This window comes from Blautia glucerasea (assembly GCF_020537505.1).
In the GTDB taxonomy this organism is placed as follows: domain Bacteria; phylum Bacillota; class Clostridia; order Lachnospirales; family Lachnospiraceae; genus Blautia_A.
In genome coordinates, this window is sequence record NZ_JAJBMO010000001.1 from 194,162 (window position 1) to 213,246 (window position 19,085).

Here is a 19,085-nt window from a genome sequence, read left to right on the forward strand (position 1 = left end):
GCTCTAACACTCTACTATATAAAACTAAAAAAGCCTCGGGATTCTCTCTTTTTCATTTACAGGAAACGTAAGAGATTAACCCCGAGGTTTCGTTTTATCCGATCGTAAGTATACCGCAACGTCTGCTTCTCATATTCTGACCGTCCCGATAGCAGCTGATTTCTATTCAATACATCGTTAATGGATTTATTTTAGGATATTAAATGGGAAAATCAGTTTCTCAATTTCACTGGAATACATATTCTCCGGAGTAACCAACTGACAGCCGGAGTTCACATTCTCATCATAGGGCTTGCCCTGGAGCATGCGTACCGTCTCCGTTACACCTAAATATCCCATCTTAAATGCTTTCTGCACCACGATTCCCTTGAAAACGCCTTTTTCCATAAGCTGTACTGCTTCCTGGGAGCTGTCAACTCCCACCACCTGGATCTTACCTTCCATATCATGCTTCTGGACGGCCCTGGCAGCACCTACTGAGGAATACTCATTCATACCAGCGATCATTTCCAGATCCGGATACTTTTCCATCAATTCCTCTGTAAGCTGGGAGGCCTTGTCAAACTGGGAATTACAATATACTACGTCTACAACATTCTTATTATAATCTCCCAGTCCTTCCCGAAAGCCCTGCTCTCTCTCAATTGCTGTGGATACCCCCTTCACATGGCTCACAATAGCTATCCTGGAATCCTCATTTAATAACGTTCTTGCATATTCTCCCAGTTGTTTTCCAGCCTCCAGATTATCGGTTGCAACCGTCATGTCCTGGATGTCATTCTCTGTATAGGAATCTATAAAGGTAATCTTAATTCCCTTCTCCTTAGCTTTCTGAAGCAATTCATCTGAAGCATCAAAGCTGGATGGGGAGAACAGAATCGCATCCGGGCTTTTTTCAATGGCTTCCTTCAGTAAGCGATTCTGTACCTCGACGTCCTGTTCCCGCTCTGGTGCCAGAATTTCCAGAGACGCGCCGCATTCCTGGGCGGCCATTCGGGTTCCTGAAATCAGAGAGGTCCAGAAATCGTTGGTTCCATCTTCTGTTTTCGGGATGTAAATTAAAGACCATTTTTTACTGTAGTTTTTCTGCCGGATATAAAGCATGCCTCCAGAGACCAGGCACACCGCCAGTGCGATACCCACCAGCATAAGCCATTGTTTACGCTTTTTCATGATGTTCCTCCTGCTCAATGGGGATTACCACGGTAACTGTGGTACCTTTTCCCTTCTCACTCTTATATCGCAGACCATATTCCTTTCCATAGTACATGGAAAGTCTCCTCTGAACATTGTATACGCCAACACCATTGGAGCGGTAATTGACTTTATGCTTCTCAAAAATACGGCCTAAGGTCTCCTCATCCATTCCCACACCATCATCTGTAATTTCAATCACTGCATCACCATCCTTCTGATATCCGGTAACCGTAAGCAGGCCTTTCGATTCTTTGTATTTCAATCCATGGTAAATTGCATTTTCCACAATGGGCTGAAGTACCAGCTTGACGATATGAACACTGTTAATAGAAGGATCCACATTGATCTCAAATTCCAGTTTGTCCTTATAGCGCATTTTCTGAATGGTGAGATAGCTCTTCACATACTGGATTTCCTGCCCGATCAGCACTGTCTCATCTTCATTGCTGATGCTCTGGCGCAAAAGTCTTGCAAGAGACGCCGTCATCAATACCACATCCTCATATTTCTTTCCTTCTGCCATCCAGATAATCGAATCCAGGGTATTATATAAGAAATGTGGATTGATCTGGGACTGAAGTGCCTTCAGTTCACTTTTTCTCTTCAATTCCTGTTCATGGACATTCTGGGCCATCAGATCTTCTATTTTGTGAGTCATTACGTTAAATGAGGTGGTAAGACTTCCAATCTCGTTCTGGGACGGAACAAGCAAATCATCTGCGGCCTTGAAATCACCTTCCTGTACACGCTCCATGGAATCACGAAGCTTCTGGATCGGAAGGGTAATACTGCGGGCAATAAAACTGGAGATCAGCATAGCAATGGCAACCAATACGATGGCTGTCATAACATAAATATTGTTTGCTTCTTTACTGCCCTTTAAAAGCTCTGCCATGTTCATACAGCCCACAATGGTCCAGCCAGTGGTTTCGGAATGGGAAAGTGTGTAAATCTTTTCCTCGTCCCCCTCACCAGTTACCACCGTATCTGAATCTGCATTCATTACAATATCGATATTCTCCGTCTGTAGCTCATTGTACAGCTGCTGCTGACTTGGATGATAAACAATATTTCCATCCTGATCCAGAATGAAGACATAGCCTTTATCCCCAATGCTGTTCTGATCACACAGTTCACTAATAGCACTATAGTTCAGGTCAATAAATACCACGCCATCACTATTTCCCGTTCCATAAAAATTGTGGACCTCACGGCTCAGGGTGATAACCCATGGGCGCTGTCCTTTAATCACATGCTGTACATGGGAAGAGCTTAAACAATATTGATTATAATTATCTACTGCATTGGTGTACCACTCCTGAGTGGACAGATCCAGATCTGGATTGGTAGCCTGATAACCGCTGTTAATAAGCATCACACCGTCTTTTTGTACAATTCCGATGTTGCAGATATCATCCCGCCCCTTCAGAATTGTGCTGAACTGTTCCAAAAGGCGCTTCCGGTGCCCTTCTTTCACTGCTTCATCCTCACCGATCTGCTGATACAAAAGCTGATAAGCATCCTGGCTTTTGGCAATGACAGATGCTATGTTATCCATATATGTAATATAAGAATCGATATTCTGATTCAGCTGCCGGATGATAGTCTGGGTATAAATGGCTGAATTTTCATAAATCGTAGAATTTGTATAGCGTACCGACACTGCTGTTGCCACAAGTACTGCGCAAAGGACCAGCACAGATGTGGCTACAAATATGGTACTCTGTATACTTTTAAAGCCTTTTAAAAATTTTTGTTCTCTGTTCTTCTCGTTCATCGGCCGTTTCCCCGTATTATCTCCCACTTCTGCTCTGACTGGAAGTCCTCCTGAAGACTATCTGAAATATGTATTTTTCCATCGTCAGTGACCAGAATGATATTAAATTCCTCTTTATGCTGCCGCCAGAACTGGCATGCTTTCTCATACCCCATAATGTAAAGAGCTGTAGACATTCCATCCGCCAATGTACCATCTTTCGACACAATTGTGACAGACAGTAAGTCTCCTTCCGCCGGGTAGCCTGTTTTCGGATTGATAATATGGATATAAGTGTGCCCATCTTCCTCAAAGTACCGCTCATAGCCTCCTGAAGTGACTACTGCTGCATCTTTCACAGACAGGACACCAATATAATCCTGCTGTTCCCCTTCCGGGTCACGGATTCCAACCTTCCACCTGCTGCCGTCCGGCTTCGTGCCTATCGCCTGGATATTTCCTCCAAGGGAAAACAATGCAGAAGAAACACCATAGGATTCCATTATTTCTGCCAGCTTCTGACCAGTATATCCCTTGGCAAGTCCTCCCAGGTCGACTTGCTGATCTTCCCCTAACGTCACATAGGACACTGTTTCTTTCTTTTCACTATCGTTACGGGTCTCAGCCTTTTGTCCTTTTTCGTCTTGTTCTTTTCCTATAACGTACTCCGCATCTGGTGTCTGAGCTTCTACTTTTTCTCCATCTACCAATGCCAATGCCTTCTGTACTTCTTGTTCTGATGGAACATAATATTTCCCGGTTGGAAATCCCCATAATTTCATCACCGGATAAATAGTGTCATCAAAAAGGCCGCCTGTTTCCTGAAAAATCTCTTTTCCTCTCTTTATAAGTTCTGCCAGATCATTGGATACAGGAAGACTCCCCTGCTCATTTAGAACATACACTTCACTGTTTTCATCCTGCGCGGACAAAAGCTGATCCAGTCGCTGAACTTCTTCCATGGCTGCATCTACTGCCTTCTTGCTGTTTGGGCCATATGCTGTAAATTCCATATAGGTATCCATTGCAAACAGCTGTTTCTGACACTTCCTGTTCTGCCTAAAATGCCATTGGCCTGCCCCTGCCAGAAACAAGATTCCAGTCCCTATAGCAGCAGCTATCAGTACTTTTCTTTTCATACAGATCGTTTTTCCCTTGCATATTCTGTAGGTGTCTTGCCTGTCATTTTCTTAAAAGAGATTCCGAAATAGTGCGGGTCAGAATATCCTACCATCTCCGCAATCTCATAGTTCTTAAGTGTAGTCTGCTCCAAAAGCTCCTTTGCTTTCTCCATTCGTACCTTACTGAGAAATTCCAGGAAGGTTCCTCCTGTAGTTTCTTTAAAGATCGTACTGAAATAGCTGGTTCCAATATTCAGATAGGAGCAGATATCATTCAAACCAAATTCCGGTTCATTATAATGTCCCCGAATATATTCCATGGCAAGCAGTGCCTGCTTCTGACCGCTGGAGCTGTTCATGGAAGAGCATCTTTCGAATACTTCGTAAACATAATCCTCCACCATCCTGAATGCCTCACTGAAGGTCTTCTGCTCCGTCACCTTCCCCATAAGAAGTTCTCTTTTATGAAACAGATCTTCGTTCTCTGAAGAGAGTGATTCCCAGCAGCTTCCTGCATGACGCAGAATCATCTGCAGGCAGACACAGGCCTGGCTTTTATCTGCTCTGACCTTCTTAATCTCAGACTTCATAACTGCAAGAGCCTGTTGCAGTTCTTCTTTATTCTCCTTCTTAATTCCATCAACCAGATTACTTAAAGGCTGCCGTAAAGAGAGACTTCTCTCCGGGCTAAGTGTTTCTGTATCAATAAGCAGGTTTCCTCCCAGCAGATAACGCAGTTCAATCGCTTTTTCTGCCTGGTTATGAGACTGGATGGTCTCCCCTGGATTTCTTACCCAGCCGCCGATTCCTGCTGAAACTTCGATACCGATCACTTCTTTTACTTTTTTCTGGATTTCCTCACAAATTTCCTGTATTTCACAGGCAAATTCCCGACTGTGGTTTCCCATAAAAAGGATGCATACCCGGTTATTTCCCTCCTGATAAGCAATTCCTGCATTTTTTCCAGTGACAATCTCATCCGCCACATTAAATAATACGAACGCCATCAGCGCACTCTCCTGGCGCTTCTCCATATCAATCTGGTGAATGCCGGAAAACAGATCCATATCAAACACTGCAACACGGTAGGATGCTGCTTCCAGACAAATGCCCATTTCTGTAAGTTCGTCCAGGCTCTCCTGCACATCTCTTGTACAGCTTACCAGGGACTCAATGGCCTTGGAGCGGATTACCAGCGCATTTTTGTGATAGTCCTGGGAAGTCTTTGTGAGGGATTCCATTTTCTTCTTTTCTTTTCGCTGCTGATCTACTTTTTCTTTCATTTTGCCGATCACTTCCCGAAGCTCCATGGCTGTCACAGGCTTTAACATGTATTCGCTTACATTATACTGAATGGCTTTCTTGGCATATTCAAATTCCCCGAAACCACTGAAGATCACGATCACAATCTCTGGGTAATGATCATGCAGAAAATGACTCAGTTCCATTCCGTCCATATAAGGCATAAGAATGTCAGTAAGGACAATATCCACCGGGTGTGTTTTTACAAAATCTGCTGCCTGCTTCCCATTCTCACAATCTCCAACAAGCTCACAGTCCATAGATTTCCAATCAATATTCTCCTTAATGGCATCACGTACCAGGATCTCATCATCTACAAGTAAAATTCGATACATAGTTTTTGTTTTCCCTTTCTGTATATAGCATGTATCTCATCGGCGTCCCCCCGGTGCCGGTTTGTACATAGCGTTCTATTAATTTCATCTAAATATTATATTATCACAGACTATAAATCTAAGCAAACTAAACAAAATATTTCTGACAGTTTTTAAATGTGTTAGTTACTGTTCACTGGTAATGTTCCGCGAGGTGTTCTTTGTGAACAAAGTTCACAGAACCCCCGAGAACCTCAGCACGAAATCATGCGAATGCATGATTTCTGTGCATCGCGAAGCGTGTTACTGTTCACAGGTAACTTAAATGTTTTTGAACATAATTTTATAAAAAAGGAAACAAAAGCTGCAAAGTTATATTTTCACTTATAAACTCTGCAGCTTTTGTAATTATTCAGCTTTTCTCTTATGTGTATATCTGTATAAAATTTCTCTGGCCGCAGGCATAACCTGCAAAGCACTTTGTAAAACAAGCTTTCTTAAATGACAGTCTTTTACTTTACGATTACGCCATCCTCATCCCAAAGGTCATGCCAGTCTTTGGCACCTTTCCACAGGAATACATGTCCTTTGATCAGACGGTTGTTCTTATCCAGGGAACGGATTGTCTCCATCTCTTTCTCTGTCAGCGGATCCTCTGTTACACACTTCAGATTCATGGTATAGTTCTTCTCTTTCAGAGAGAACGGGATTGGAGATGCCCCTCTCTGTACCGCCCATTTGATACATATTACTGCCGGATGAACACCGTGTGCTGCTGCAATCGCTTTCAGTTCTGGCAATTCAATATCTGCAATGTCTTCTGGCATTTTATCACGCTCTGGACGCTCAGGGGAACCAATCGGGCAGAAGCCTACTACCTCAATACCATGTTCTCTGCAATAATCAAACAGCTCCGGCTGCTGGAAGCATGGATGAAGCTCCATCTCGATTGCAGCTGGTTTGATTCTGCAAAGCGGAAGTACAGCTTCCAGTTTCGGAATGGTCATATTTGACATACCAATATGCCTGGTCAGTCCCATATCTACCAGACGCTCCATCTGACGCCAGGTTTTCATAAAGCGCTCTACTGTAAATGGCTTGGAATCAGGATTTCTGGAATCCACATCACAATGTGGTGCATGATAGTTCGGGAATGGCCAGTGTACATAGTACATATCCAGATAATCAAGCTTCAGATCCTTTAAGGTCTTAGCACAGGCAATGAGTACATCTCCGTCGCCATGCATGTCATTCCATACTTTGGATGCAATAAAAAGTTCTTCTCTTTTTACAATTCCTTCTGCAAAGGCATCTGCGAAAATCTTTCCGATCATGTCTTCATTTCCGTAGCATGCAGCGCAGTCAAAGGAACGATAGCCTACACGAAGTGCACCTGCAACAGAAGCGGAAACTGCATCTGCGTCTGCATGGTCACTTCCGAAGGTTCCCATTCCTACAGCTGGCATCTTGGCACCAGTGTAGAGTGTTCTCTGTGGAACAATTGCTGGATCAATCATTGTCATTTTCTTGTCCTCCTTAACATTCCGCACATTTTTATGCGGATAAAATTTATAGTTTTACACCCTTTTAATCGTTACTGCCCGCATAAAATACCTAGAGGAATACCCACAAACAGCAACATTTCATTTTATGTAATTCAATTGATTTTTACGTAATACCCTTTGCTGAATTGCATTATAACTTCGTAATCTCAATCTGTGGAAGCAGCTTCTCCATGTCTTCCATTACAAAGAATCCTGTCTCTTCCCGCATGGCTGCTGCCGCTGAAATGGCACTTGCCAGCTTCAGAGTCTCTGGAAGAGAGAGCCCCTTGGATAAACCAAGAGCAAATCCTGCGATCATGGAATCACCACAGCCTACCGTATTCACTGCATCGATTTTTGGAACACGTGCCCGGAAAATCCCCTCGTCACCTACAACAATAGAGCCATCACCTCCAAGGGAGACTGCTACGATCTCCACGCCTTTTGCATGGATTTCCTTCGCTGCATTTATAATATCCTGAATATCATCACAGTGCTTGCCTGTGAGCATACGGATCTCATCAATGTTCGGCTTGATCATAGTCGGTGCTGCTTCAATTCCCATTTCCAGAAGCTTGCCGCTTGTATCCAGAATTACCGGGATTCCTGCATCCTTCACGATCTTTACCAGACGCTGATAGGCAGTTCCGTCAAGTCCCTTGGGAACACTTCCAGACATGGCTACTACCTTTGTTTCTTTTACAAGGCCTCGGAATTCCTCCTCAAATCCTGCAAAATCCTCATCTGTAAGTGTAAATCCCGGCTCCAGAAATTCTGTCTGTACCTGATTGATCTCGTCCCAGATATTGATGCAGGATCTGCTTTCTGCACCCACATGGTAAAAAGCACTCTTAATTCCAAATGGCTTCAGGGCATCCTCAATATAGGCGCCTGCATGGCCACCAACAAAGCCTGTAGCAACTACCTCAGCCCCATAAATGGAAGCAGGCTTGGAAACATTCAGCCCCTTGCCCCCAGGTACATACGTGCATTCCTTTACACGATTTACCTCGCCGGTCTTAAAATTATCCACTACATAGCGCTTATCAATGGCTGCATTTAATGTTACCGTCAGTATCATATCCTTAATCCTCATTCATCAGAAGAATCTTGCCTTTTACCAGACCTGGAGTCTTATAAAGCTGGAACGCTTCCTGTGCCTGGCTCATTGGCATTTTGCGGTAAATAAATCCTGGATCAAATTTCAGCTGTCCGGTTGCAAAATAGTGAGCAGTAAGATCCCACTCTTTGCCTGGGAACGGAGAGCTATAGGACATCCAGGAACCAGTAAGTTTGAACTCTTTACGGTTCATGTTCTCCCACTGCTTTGGTGTGAAGGTCAGATCTGCATGAGGAGTTCCGATGAAGCATACATGAGCCTTGTTTGCTGCAAGCTCAAATGCCATATGCATAGTCGGTACCTGTCCTGCTGTCTCAAATACAAATTCGTAGCCTTTGCCGCCGGTAATTGCCATAGCTTCTTCCATGAAGTTTTCTTTGGTTGTATTCACAACTGCATCTGCGCCCATTCTTAAAGCAAGATCCAGACGCTCATCACTGATATCAAATACGACAACCTTCTTAGAGCCAAAGATCTTCGCCCACTGCATGGTGAAAATACCAATTGTCCCGCATCCTAAAATTGCTACGCAGCGTCCACCCTGATAGTCATTCTGAAGGAGTCCGTGAAGGGCAACGGTAGATGGCTCAAACATAGCGCCCTGCTCATAGGAAATAGACGGATCAAAAGGAATTGCATTCTGTTCCGGAATCACCACATAATCCGCATTACTTCCCTGCTGTCTGGAACCAATGAAGCTGTAATGCTTACATAAGGAGAAGTTTCCATTCTGGCAGTCATCACATTTCATACATGGAAGCAGAGGAGCTCCAGAAACACGATCTCCAACTTTTACCTTGGTAACGCCCGCTCCAACTTCTACCACATCACCGGAAAACTCATGTCCAAGAACGATTGGATAGAAATGAACACCGTGGTTCAATACCCGTGGAACATCGGATCCGCAGATACCGGATGCTTTTACTTTGATCTTTACCCAGCCTGGCTTTGCCTGTGGCTCTTCGATTTCCTGATACTGTACGTCCTCGTTTGCAACTACAACTGCTGCTTTCATCTTGAAATACCTCCTTACTGCCGCACCATCATATTCTTGAGAGATTCATATAACTCTCTGTATGTACGGTATGCCTTATCATAAACTTCTTTGTTCAAAGGATCAGGTTCATGGCGTCTTGTTTCCTTAACAGTCATAGACACTGCTTCCTCATAATCTTTATACAATCCTACTCCTACTCCAGCCAGGATCGCCGCTCCCAATGTCGTCGCGGTATCCGAGGCAGGAACAACCACGGTCTTCCCGGTCACATCTGCCTTGATCTGTGTCCAGAGAAGAGAATTCGCAGAACCGCCCATGGCTCTGAGCACCTCTGCCATGGCTCCAGCAGCTTCCGCAACCTCCAGATTGTGACGCAGGGAAAACGCCACGCCTTCCATGCAGGCCCTCACCATATGACCCTTTTTCTTGGCAAAATCAAGGCCATAAAAGACCCCCTTTGCATACGGATTCCAGATAGGGGATCGCTCACCAGACATGTAAGGAAGGAATACAACGCCCTCACTTCCAGCTGGTATCTCCTGGGCAATTTCATTCAGCTGATCAAGGGAAGATTTCCCCGTCTCAGTCTTCTGGCTTCTCTCATAATCCGCAAATTCCCGCTCAAACCAGCGCATAACACCGCCGCCTCCAGTAGTTCCTCCCTGGAGGAGCCACTGACCTGGCACTACATGATATCCAAGGATCAGACTTGGATCAGCTTTATAAGTATCCATGCAAATACTCATGCCGCCAGCCTGTCCGCCCTGCTCCTGTGTCTCTCCTGGATGGATCACGCCAGCTCCAAGTGTACCGCACGCTGCATCAAGCCCACCTGCCACTACAGGAGTTCCAACAGCAAGTCCGCTCTCCCTGGCAGCTGTTTCGTTCACACTTCCAACAACCTTGTCACAGGGAACGATTTCTGGAAGAAACTCTATAGGAATTCCCAGTTTCTCACACATCTCTTCATCCCAGGTACCGGTACGCATATTAAAGCAATGCAATCCATATCCCTGTGAAAGATCCTGTGTAATAGCCCCCGTCAGTCTGTAAGCAATAAAGCTATTGGACTGAAGGATCTTATAAATCTTCCCATACACTTCAGGCAGATTCTCCTTATACCACAGGATCTTCGCCGTGGTATAAGAAGGCTGAAGGGAGTTACCGGCAATTTCAAAAATCTTACTACTGCCGATCTCATGATTAAGTCTGTCACAAATTTCCTGGGCTCTGGTATCCATCCAGATCGGTGTATCAGCCAGTACATGACCTTCCTCGTCAATGGCAATGGCGGACCAGCTCTGTCCATCAATTCCCACACCTGCAATCTGCTCACTGGAAATACTATTCTTCTCCAAACATTCTTTGATGGCGCCGCATACTGCGCTCCACCATTCATCTGGCTTCTGTTGTGCCCATCCCTCATGCGGATAGTAAACAGGGTAATCACCGCTTACAGAAGCCATCACCTGTCCGTTCCTATCAAATATGGCAACCTTGCATGCGCTGGTTCCAATATCAATTCCTAATAAATAGTCTTTGCTCATCCTTGTCTCCTTATGGATTTCCCCATAAAAATATCGGTCTGAAGTTTTCGTATAATGTGCTCAGGAAGATTCTCTGCACCTTCCAGCCGTTCCAGCATGATCTGTGCAGTTTCCCTGGCAATTTTCTCCGTGGGCTGGGAAACGATGGTCAGAGATGGCCTGCATGCGCGGGCAAAGGGCAGGTTATCAAATCCAACCAAGGAAATCTCATCTGGCATGGACACCCCCATCTCATTAAGTCCGATCACAGCACCCATGGTCATTTCGTAATTGGTCACGAAAATAGCTGTCATATCCGGATTCTCCCTCACCAGTTCTTCCACTGCCTGTACGCCTCCCTGGATGGTATAATCGCCATGACAGATCAGCTTCTCGTCAACAGCTATCCCATGTGTCTTAAGAGCTTTCAGGTAGCCGGACATACGCTGCCTGGCTGTAAATACCTCATCCGGTCCACCGATCAGGCCAATCTTTTCATGCTGCTGTTCTACCAGCATAGCTACAGCTTTCTCGGCGGCATTCTCATTGTCTACCAGTACACAATCGCAGGAAATTCCCTGAATCATACGGTCGATTAGTACAATCGGCTTGCCAGTTCTCTGAAATTCCTTCAAATGGGCACCAGACATATCTACCGGCATATTGATAATTCCGTCTACCCGCTTCCTGGTAAGGAAATCTATAGCTTCCTTCTCAAGCTTCTTATCGGTCCTGCAGTCACAGACAATGGCTGCATAACCGTGGCTTCTCAGAATATCCTCCATTCCGCTGATGATCTCTGCACAGAATACATTGTTCAACTCCGGAATCACAACTCCCACCGTCTTGGTAGCATTGGTCTTCAGACCCCGGGCAACTTCATTCACCTCGTAGTGTAATTCTTCGATGGCTTCCTCGATCTTGATGCGGTTCTTCTCTCTTACATTGCCCCCATTAAAATAAGAGGAGATCGTTGCCAGGCCAAGTCCTGTCCGTCTGGCAATGTCTTTCATCGTCGCTGCCATAAAACCGCCTCTTATTCAGCCTTTCCGTCACAGCCGCAAACTTTCATACGAGCCATTACAAGTTCCCTCACAGCTGCAATTCCTGCCTTACCGTATGCTTTCGGATCAAATACCTTCTCATCTTCAAGTGTCTCTCTCACAGCCTTGGAATATGCTGCACGAAGCTCAGTAGCGAAGTTCACCTTGCAGATTCCTCTCTTTACGCAGTCCATAACGTCTTCGTCACTAAGTCCGGATGCACCGTGAAGAACAAGCGGAATATCTACAACTTCGCGGATCTCACTTAAACGCTCTTTATCAAGGACAGGTGTTCCTACATAGAAACCATGTGCAGTACCGATTGCAACTGCAAGGGAAGTAACGCCTGTGCGCTCTACGAATTCCCTGGCTTCCCGTGGATCTGTATTGGTATCTGCTACTGCAACCAGGTCATCCTCCTTGCCACCTACCTTACCAAGTTCTGCCTCACATGGAATTCCCATGGATGCTGCAACATCAGCCACTTTCTTACTCACCTCAATGTTGCCCTCATATTCCAGTTTAGAGCCATCGATCATAACAGAAGTATAACCAGCCTTCAAAGCCTTCATAGCAAGGTCAAAGCTACTACCGTGATCAAGATGCAGGCAAACCGGAACGGAAGCCTTCGCAGCCTCTGCAGCAACAATAGCCTGGTAGGTCTCAAGAGTACCATACTTAATTGTGGATGGGGTGGTCTGGATCATAACAGGAGCCTTCAGCTCCTCAGCGGCCTGAATGATAGCCTTCACCATCTCCATATTCTCTGCATTAAATGCACCTACTGCGTAACCGCCCTGCTGAGCCTTCAACAACATTTCCTTAGATGTAACAAGTGGCATATTCTCCTCCTTCTGCCTGCTGATGCAAGCTGTGAATCTTCTGTTTTTTGAAAACCGAAACGTTTCCGTTTGAGTTCATATTACCTCTTTTACCTGTTTCTGTCAACAGTAAATATTTCATCTTTTTGCGTAAAATTTTACCTTGTAATTTTTGTCAAAGAAAGGTAACTTATAAAGTAGAATACTTTCGAAATCAGCATTATGGTTTTGGATTCCTATGCCTGGTTTTCGAAAAAGAACGAAGGGAGAATATATTATGTTAAAAGGAATTCCGGAAATACTTTCACCACAGCTTTTAAAGGTTTTATGCGAAATGGGTCACAGTGACCGTATCGTCATCGCAGATGGTAACTTCCCAGTAGAATCCATGGGTAAAAATGCAGTTGTTGTACGCTGCGACGGACATGGGGTTCCAGAGCTTCTGGATGCAATTCTCACCGTTATCCCACTTGATTCCTATGTTGAGAAACCAGTAACCTTAATGGAAGTTATGCCTGGTGATCCGGTTAAGACTCCAATCTGGGATACCTACAAAGAGATCGTTTCCAAACATGACGAGCGCGGTGCTGACGCAGTTGGAAATATTGAACGTTTCGCATTCTACGAAGAAGCAAAGAAAGCTTACTGCATCATCGCAACAGGTGAGAAAGCCGTTTATGCAAACGTTATGCTTCAGAAGGGTGTTGTGATCAACAAATAAAATCCGTTTCGAAACATGTGTTTTATAACAGACTCCTATGAAAAAAGCTCCGCCGGAATTTCCCGGCGGAGCTTTTGGTTTCTCTTAATCTCGATTATTCGCTTTTCTTACTGTTTCTTTTTACAAGCCAGATCACAACTGCAATTCCAATAATGATTACAACGATCAGGATCCAGATTGCAGAACTCATTCCATTGGATGTGCTCTCTACGCTCTCACTGGATGCTTCCTGGTCTGCGCTGTCTGCAGGCGCTGCGGTCTCAGTTGCTGCTACTGTCTCAGTTGGCTCTGGTGTTGGTGTACTGGTCTCGGTCGGTTCCGGAGTCGGTGTACTGGTTTCAGTGGGCTCTGGAGTCGGTGTGCTGGTCTCAGTGGGTTCCGGTGTTGGTGTGCTGGTCTCAGTCGGTTCCGGAGTCGGTGTGCTGGTACTAGTCGGCTCTGGTGTTGGTGTGCTGGTACTGGTCGGCTTTGGAGTCGGTGTACTGGTAGGCTCTGCATTCTTTGCATCTGCTTTCTCTTCTTCGCTCTGTGCAGAAGCATTTCCAGCCTCAGCAGTCTCTTCTTCACTGCCTTCGGTCACTCTGTCACCTGCTGACTGTGCCTCGGCATCTGTCTCTGGGATCAGTTCTACTGAATTCTCTTCTGTGTTGGTAGCCTGAGCAATATTTACCCAGCCGGAAACTCCGCCGGCTTCTGTCTTGCCCCAGATACCATCTTTACCAGTGTCTACTTCGGTATCAATGTGAAGCTTCTCACCATTGGCAATGTTGCAGCCCCCGGAAATGGTACCATATTTTTTACAAGGTCCTTTATAAAGGGAAACAGATCCATCTTCTTTTGCATTTACTGTAATGTCGTAATTCACATCTGTGCTTCCGTATAAAGCAAGCTCAGAAGCGATCGCCTCTGAAAGAGTAGCCGGCTTCAGATAATCCTCCTGAAGGAATCCGAATACACTGTGAAGCTGTGCATAGATCCAGGTCTTGCCTGCTTCATCCGTGCTCTCACCTTCCACATGAATAGCTGTCCCATTTGGAATAAGCTCATCATTCAGCTTCGGGCTGTCCACGCTCGCCTCAGAATACATATCGATACCGCCATCCGGCGATTCTACGATCATATAGTAATCGGTCTTATAATCTACCTGCTGTGTCTTTCCTGCATCTGCAAAAACCACTGCGGACATGCAGAAGGTAAGAACCACAGCCAGCAGCATTCCCAGCTTTTTCTTCATATATATCCCCTTTTCCCTGTTATATACTTTTTTATGCTATTTTTCATTGTACCACACAACCAGAAAGATGCAACCATTTTTCTCATATTCTTCCAGTCTTTTTTCCAGTACAAAAGCCTTCTCAGGCGATTTTTCCCGTATACAGCAAAGGAGCAGGACCCGAAATCCTGCTCCTTTGTTTCCTTCTTTCTGAATCTTTTGGGGGGGGATGAAAGAAGGGAATTATAAAAAGCTAATTATTTGTAAAGAGGGCCATAGTTCTTGCAAGCTCTGAAGTCTGCACCTTCTTTATCCATTCCAAATGCGTTCCATGCTGCCGGACGGAAGATATCCGTTTCCGGTACATTGTGCATGCAAACCGGGATTCTCAGCATAGAGCACATTGTGATCAGATCTGCTCCAATGTGTCCATAGGAGATTGCACCGTGGTTAGCGCCCCAGTTGTTCATAACATCATAGGCACTCTTGAATGCGCCATCTTTGCCATCGCATCTCGGTACGAACCATGTACATGGCCATGTATAGTCAGTACGTTTCCAAAGTGTATCAGATACATCCTCTGGAAGCTCTACAGTCCAGCCCTCTGCGATCTGAAGAACCGGTCCAAGACCTTTTACAAGGTTCAGACGGATCATGGTTGCCGGCATAGTAGCTCTTGTCTCAAATCTGGAGGAGAATCCGCCGCCACGGAAGTATCCGTTATCAGCTGCATTCCAGGTAGTAGCCTTCATGATCGCTTTCTGGTCTTCCTCTGTTACGTTCCACCATTCCTTCATAACGCCTTCGCCGTTCTCATCCTTTACAACACCGGAAGCGTCAAGGCAGCATGCGCCAGAGTTGATCAGATGGATGATACCATCGTTCTCTTTTGCAACACCTTCAAGATCATATCCTGTAACACGTTTTACAGCATTTGCACTCCAGTATGTACGAACATCTGCGAACATCTGGGCACGTCCTGTAAGAAGTTTCATAAACAGCATTCCAAGACCATTAAGAACGTCGTTCTCTGTAGCAAGGATATATGGCTCTCTTGCTCCGTTCCAATCAAAGGAAGTATTCAGCATAGCCTCTGCGAAGTCACCGTTCGGATAGAAGTCTGTCCACTGTCTCTGTCCCTGGAAACCAGCAGCGATTGCGTTATGTCCAATTGCCTCCTCAGAGAATTTCGGATCAAGCTTATCGCATCCATTCATAAGCTCCTGGATGATAACTGCCATTTTAACAACAAACTCGAACTGCTCTTCTTTCTGCTCTTCTGACATCTGAAGTTCTGGCGGGTTCTTGTCGAAACCGATGGTACAGTTCTCTTTTGCCCATTTCATAGCTCTGTCAAATTCTTCGTGATCATAGATGCCTTCTGTCATACGACGGATGATCTCAACCTCGTCAACAGACTCAACACGCATGCCAAGATAGGACTCGATGAAATCAGGATCAATGATAGATCCGCCGATACCCATTGTAACGGAACCGATCTGCAGCCAGGATTTGTTTCTCATAGTTGCAACTGCAACTGCTGCACGACCGAATCTTAACATTTTTTCTTTTACGTCTTCTGGCATTTCTGTGTCGTCAGCATCCAGAACCTCATGTCCATAGATACCGAAAGCCGGAAGGCCTTTCTGTGCATGTGTAGCAAGAACGGAAGCAAGGTAAACAGCTCCTGGTCTCTCAGTCGCATTAAATCCCCATACAGCCTTGATGGTCTGTGGATCCATATCCATTGTCTCTGCACCGTAGCACCAGCAAGGTGTAACAGTTACGGTAATATCAACGCCTTCATGTCTGAACTTGTCTGCGCAGGCAGCAGCCTCACCAACACGTCCGATCGTTGTATCAGCGATTACAACTTTTACAGGCTCACCGTTGGAATATCTTAAGTTTGCCTCATATAATTCCTTAACGGATTTCGCCATGTTCATGGTCTGCTCTTCCAGAGATCCTCTTACATCAAGGGCTCCTCTACGTCCATCGATTGTTGGTCTGATACCGATTACAGGGTAGCTTCCGATTAATCTGCTCTTTGCCATAGTAGTTTCATACCTCCTGTTATAAATAATTTAAATTGTTCTTTTATTTCGTTCTCAGGCACTGTGCCTGGGGTGCCGCTGTCGGGAAAAGCCTCTCCCTCTCTTGGCCTCTCATATTTTTTATTATAGGATTGATTCTGGAAAATTACTTGTGCTATAATAGCAAATAATAGTACAATATTCACTTTTTCTGTCGAAGCAGTAAAATTTCTATAAATTTTTGAAGGGAAGAAAGATTTTGCAGATTATTGATCAGAACGAAGACCGTCCAAGAGGCACTTATGAGTTTCCTTTTGAGTTTCATCACATTGACCAAAACCATCCCAAATATGTTATGTCTTACCACTGGCATGTGGAATATGAAATTATCCGAATTCTTTCCGGAGAATTTACCGTCACTTTAGACGAAAAAAGTTTCAAAGCAGTACAGGGTGATGTGATTTTTATCCATAGTGGAATTTTACATTCTGGAATTCCTGTAAATTGTGTCTATCAGTGCATTGTATTTGATATGAACGTATTTTTGAAGCTGAATTCCGTCTGTGCCGATCATATCCAAAAGATCGTCCACCAGGATATTTTGATTTTTCACCACTTTGACAATCGTTATCCAGATATTTTAAGTGTCGTAAATTCACTTTTTCAGGCTATGGAGCAACACAAGCCTGGATATGAGCTTTCTATAATCGGACAATTTTACCACTTTTTTGGTATCGTTTTTAGTAATCATTACTATCTGGACAGCCAGCCCAAGGCACGTCGTGATTACAAACGCATTCTTCAGCTGAAGCAGGTGGTGGAATTTATTGAAAAAAATTATGCTTCCCCTCTTACTCTGGGGCAGCTGTCTGATTCGGTATCCATGTCGCCAAAATATTTCTGCCGTTTCTTTTCTGAAATGACACATCAGACACCTATGGACTACCTGAACCGCCAAAGAATCGAGCATGCCTGCTATGAGATTTCAACAACAGATGACTCCATCACGGATATTGCATACCGCAACGGTTTCAATGACTTAAGCTATTTCATCCGTACCTTCAAAAAGTACAAGGGAACTACACCGGGAAAATACAAGAAGAGTTGATCAGCAGGCGGGCACTGGCCAGATGTCCGCCCGTAAATAAGGGACAGATTTCCCCTCCTTTTCTTCTAACGTTGCAGATATGTAGAAGAGATGTTATTTTTGTCGTCAGAAGAACGACAGAGAAGCATTCCTGTATTCTCACAGGCTACGTTGACGCACTTTATGCGCTTTCTTTTGCTGTACAGACGCGAAAAAGCCCCTATTTGTTCTTATTTCGCTACACATGCCATTTTTTCCAGAATGGTCTCTTATTCCAGGACCCTTATGCAAGAGATTTTCAAGTAAATGGATGATGGAATTGCTGCTGATCAGGCAGATTAGCCCATGGCAGAAAACTGTCCGCACATACTGCTGCAGAACGCCGCAGAAAATCAGAAATTGTTTTTCTCTTTCGTTTCTTCTATTCTAACAAAAGCCGAATGCTATTACAACGAAATTCGGTCGTAAAATTCTCCCATAATCCGACATCTAAATGATATATTTTATCAGTTTACAGAGTTTTCTTTTTCTAAAAACATGCTATAATATTTTCAGTTAGAAGTTGCTAACAAAAGTACAAAAAAAGGAAGCTATTGGATCATGGGAAGATGTTATCATTTATCAAAAGCTGTTACAGATGACCAGGCAAACGAAATCATAAAAGAACTTGCAGAGCGAGGCGATGTGAAACACGCTGAAATTTCCGCTGACGGACATTATCTTCATGTGGATACCCTTGACGGGGAATTTTCCGTAGTCATGTATTCAGCAGTAAATATCTGCAGCCGTATTGCAAACTGTGAGCTGTCCTTTGTGAAATTTGATTATACAGCTTAAGGTCTGCAGATTACGGGAATGATTTTGTAAGTACACGCCAGAGCCGTTTCTTCTGAAAATATGCCGCCAGGATATTTTTCTCTTTGAAAAAATATCCTGACCATCGGCAAATCTATTAGGAAATGGAGAATAAATTATGCAGCAGATCACATTAAAAATAGACGGAATGATGTGTGGAATGTGTGAGTCCCACATTAACGAAAGCATTCGCAATAACTTTTCTGTAAATAAAGTTATCTCTTCCCATACAAAAGGAGAGACGGTTATTCTTACAGAAAATGATCTTGATGAAGCGAAACTGAAGGAGACCATTGATAAAACAGGTTATAAACTTCTTTCTGTCTCAAAAGCTCCTTACGAAAAAAAGAAAGGCTTTTTCTCTTTTTTGAAAAAATAACCTTTCTTTTCCATAATAATCTCAACCCCCATAAAAAGGCCCTGCATCGTTTATCA

General features: G+C 44.4%; 16 protein-coding genes. 4 read left to right on the top strand and 12 right to left on the bottom strand.

The window, feature by feature from the left end; genetic code table 11:
• Positions 1-186 precede the first annotated feature (186 nt).
• From LIQ05_RS00790 to LIQ05_RS00835, 10 genes are all read right to left on the bottom strand, one after another.
• Entirely contained in the window at positions 187-1,173 is a 987-nt protein-coding gene (locus LIQ05_RS00790; protein WP_226817945.1) for a substrate-binding domain-containing protein, read from the bottom strand.
• The gene (locus tag LIQ05_RS00795) at positions 1,160-2,974 is read right to left on the bottom strand and encodes a sensor histidine kinase (protein WP_226817946.1); all 1,815 of its coding nucleotides are present in this window, start codon (positions 2,972-2,974) and stop codon (positions 1,160-1,162) included. Before LIQ05_RS00795 ends, LIQ05_RS00790 begins: the two co-directional genes overlap by 14 nt.
• Entirely contained in the window at positions 2,971-4,092 is a 1,122-nt protein-coding gene (locus LIQ05_RS00800; protein ID WP_226817947.1) for an FAD:protein FMN transferase, read from the bottom strand. The genes LIQ05_RS00795 and LIQ05_RS00800 overlap by 4 nt, the downstream gene beginning before the upstream one ends.
• Complete coding sequence (locus LIQ05_RS00805; protein ID WP_226817948.1) at positions 4,089-5,711, bottom strand: response regulator transcription factor; 1,623 nt, start codon at positions 5,709-5,711, stop codon at positions 4,089-4,091. Before LIQ05_RS00805 ends, LIQ05_RS00800 begins: the two co-directional genes overlap by 4 nt.
• 491 nt (positions 5,712-6,202) lie before the next feature.
• Complete coding sequence (locus LIQ05_RS00810; RefSeq protein WP_226817949.1) at positions 6,203-7,213, bottom strand: aldo/keto reductase; 1,011 nt, start codon at positions 7,211-7,213, stop codon at positions 6,203-6,205.
• A 172-nt stretch (positions 7,214-7,385) separates the two neighbouring features.
• Positions 7,386-8,315, bottom strand: coding sequence for a 1-phosphofructokinase (gene pfkB / locus LIQ05_RS00815; protein ID WP_226817950.1), 930 nt, complete (start codon positions 8,313-8,315; stop codon positions 7,386-7,388).
• A gap of 4 nt (positions 8,316-8,319) precedes the next feature.
• Positions 8,320-9,369: a galactitol-1-phosphate 5-dehydrogenase gene (locus LIQ05_RS00820; RefSeq protein ID WP_226817951.1), complete on the bottom strand. Its 1,050-nt coding sequence runs from the start codon at positions 9,367-9,369 to the stop codon at positions 8,320-8,322.
• Positions 9,370-9,383: 14 nt separating this feature from the next.
• Positions 9,384-10,898, bottom strand: coding sequence for a xylulokinase (gene xylB, locus LIQ05_RS00825; protein ID WP_226817952.1), 1,515 nt, complete (start codon positions 10,896-10,898; stop codon positions 9,384-9,386).
• The gene (locus LIQ05_RS00830; RefSeq protein WP_226817953.1) at positions 10,895-11,902 is read right to left on the bottom strand and encodes a LacI family DNA-binding transcriptional regulator; all 1,008 of its coding nucleotides are present in this window, start codon (positions 11,900-11,902) and stop codon (positions 10,895-10,897) included. The genes xylB and LIQ05_RS00830 overlap by 4 nt, the downstream gene beginning before the upstream one ends.
• An 11-nt stretch (positions 11,903-11,913) precedes the next feature.
• The gene (locus LIQ05_RS00835; RefSeq protein ID WP_226817954.1) at positions 11,914-12,762 is read right to left on the bottom strand and encodes a class II fructose-bisphosphate aldolase; all 849 of its coding nucleotides are present in this window, start codon (positions 12,760-12,762) and stop codon (positions 11,914-11,916) included.
• Positions 12,763-13,018: 256 nt separating this feature from the next.
• Between LIQ05_RS00835 and LIQ05_RS00840 the strand changes: the two genes are divergently transcribed.
• Entirely contained in the window at positions 13,019-13,462 is a 444-nt protein-coding gene (locus LIQ05_RS00840; RefSeq protein WP_226817955.1) for an RbsD/FucU family protein, read from the top strand.
• Positions 13,463-13,556: 94 nt separating this feature from the next.
• Here LIQ05_RS00840 and LIQ05_RS00845 read toward each other — a convergent pair whose 3' ends face one another.
• Both LIQ05_RS00845 and LIQ05_RS00850 read right to left on the bottom strand, forming a co-directional pair.
• On the bottom strand, positions 13,557-14,696 hold the full coding sequence (locus LIQ05_RS00845) for a hypothetical protein (protein ID WP_226817956.1): 1,140 nt from the start codon (positions 14,694-14,696) through the stop codon (positions 13,557-13,559).
• 236 nt (positions 14,697-14,932) lie between these two features.
• Entirely contained in the window at positions 14,933-16,729 is a 1,797-nt protein-coding gene (locus LIQ05_RS00850) for an L-fucose isomerase (RefSeq protein WP_226817957.1), read from the bottom strand.
• 238 nt (positions 16,730-16,967) lie between these two features.
• Between LIQ05_RS00850 and LIQ05_RS00855 the strand changes: the two genes are divergently transcribed.
• From LIQ05_RS00855 to LIQ05_RS00865, 3 genes are all read left to right on the top strand, one after another.
• Positions 16,968-17,816: an AraC family transcriptional regulator gene (locus tag LIQ05_RS00855; protein ID WP_226817958.1), complete on the top strand. Its 849-nt coding sequence runs from the start codon at positions 16,968-16,970 to the stop codon at positions 17,814-17,816.
• A gap of 579 nt (positions 17,817-18,395) precedes the next feature.
• Positions 18,396-18,632 (top strand): hypothetical protein, encoded by a 237-nt coding sequence (locus LIQ05_RS00860; protein ID WP_226817959.1) that lies wholly within the window; start codon positions 18,396-18,398, stop codon positions 18,630-18,632.
• Positions 18,633-18,768: 136 nt separating this feature from the next.
• Positions 18,769-19,029, top strand: coding sequence for a heavy-metal-associated domain-containing protein (locus LIQ05_RS00865; RefSeq protein WP_226817960.1), 261 nt, complete (start codon positions 18,769-18,771; stop codon positions 19,027-19,029).
• Positions 19,030-19,085: the final 56 nt, after the last annotated feature.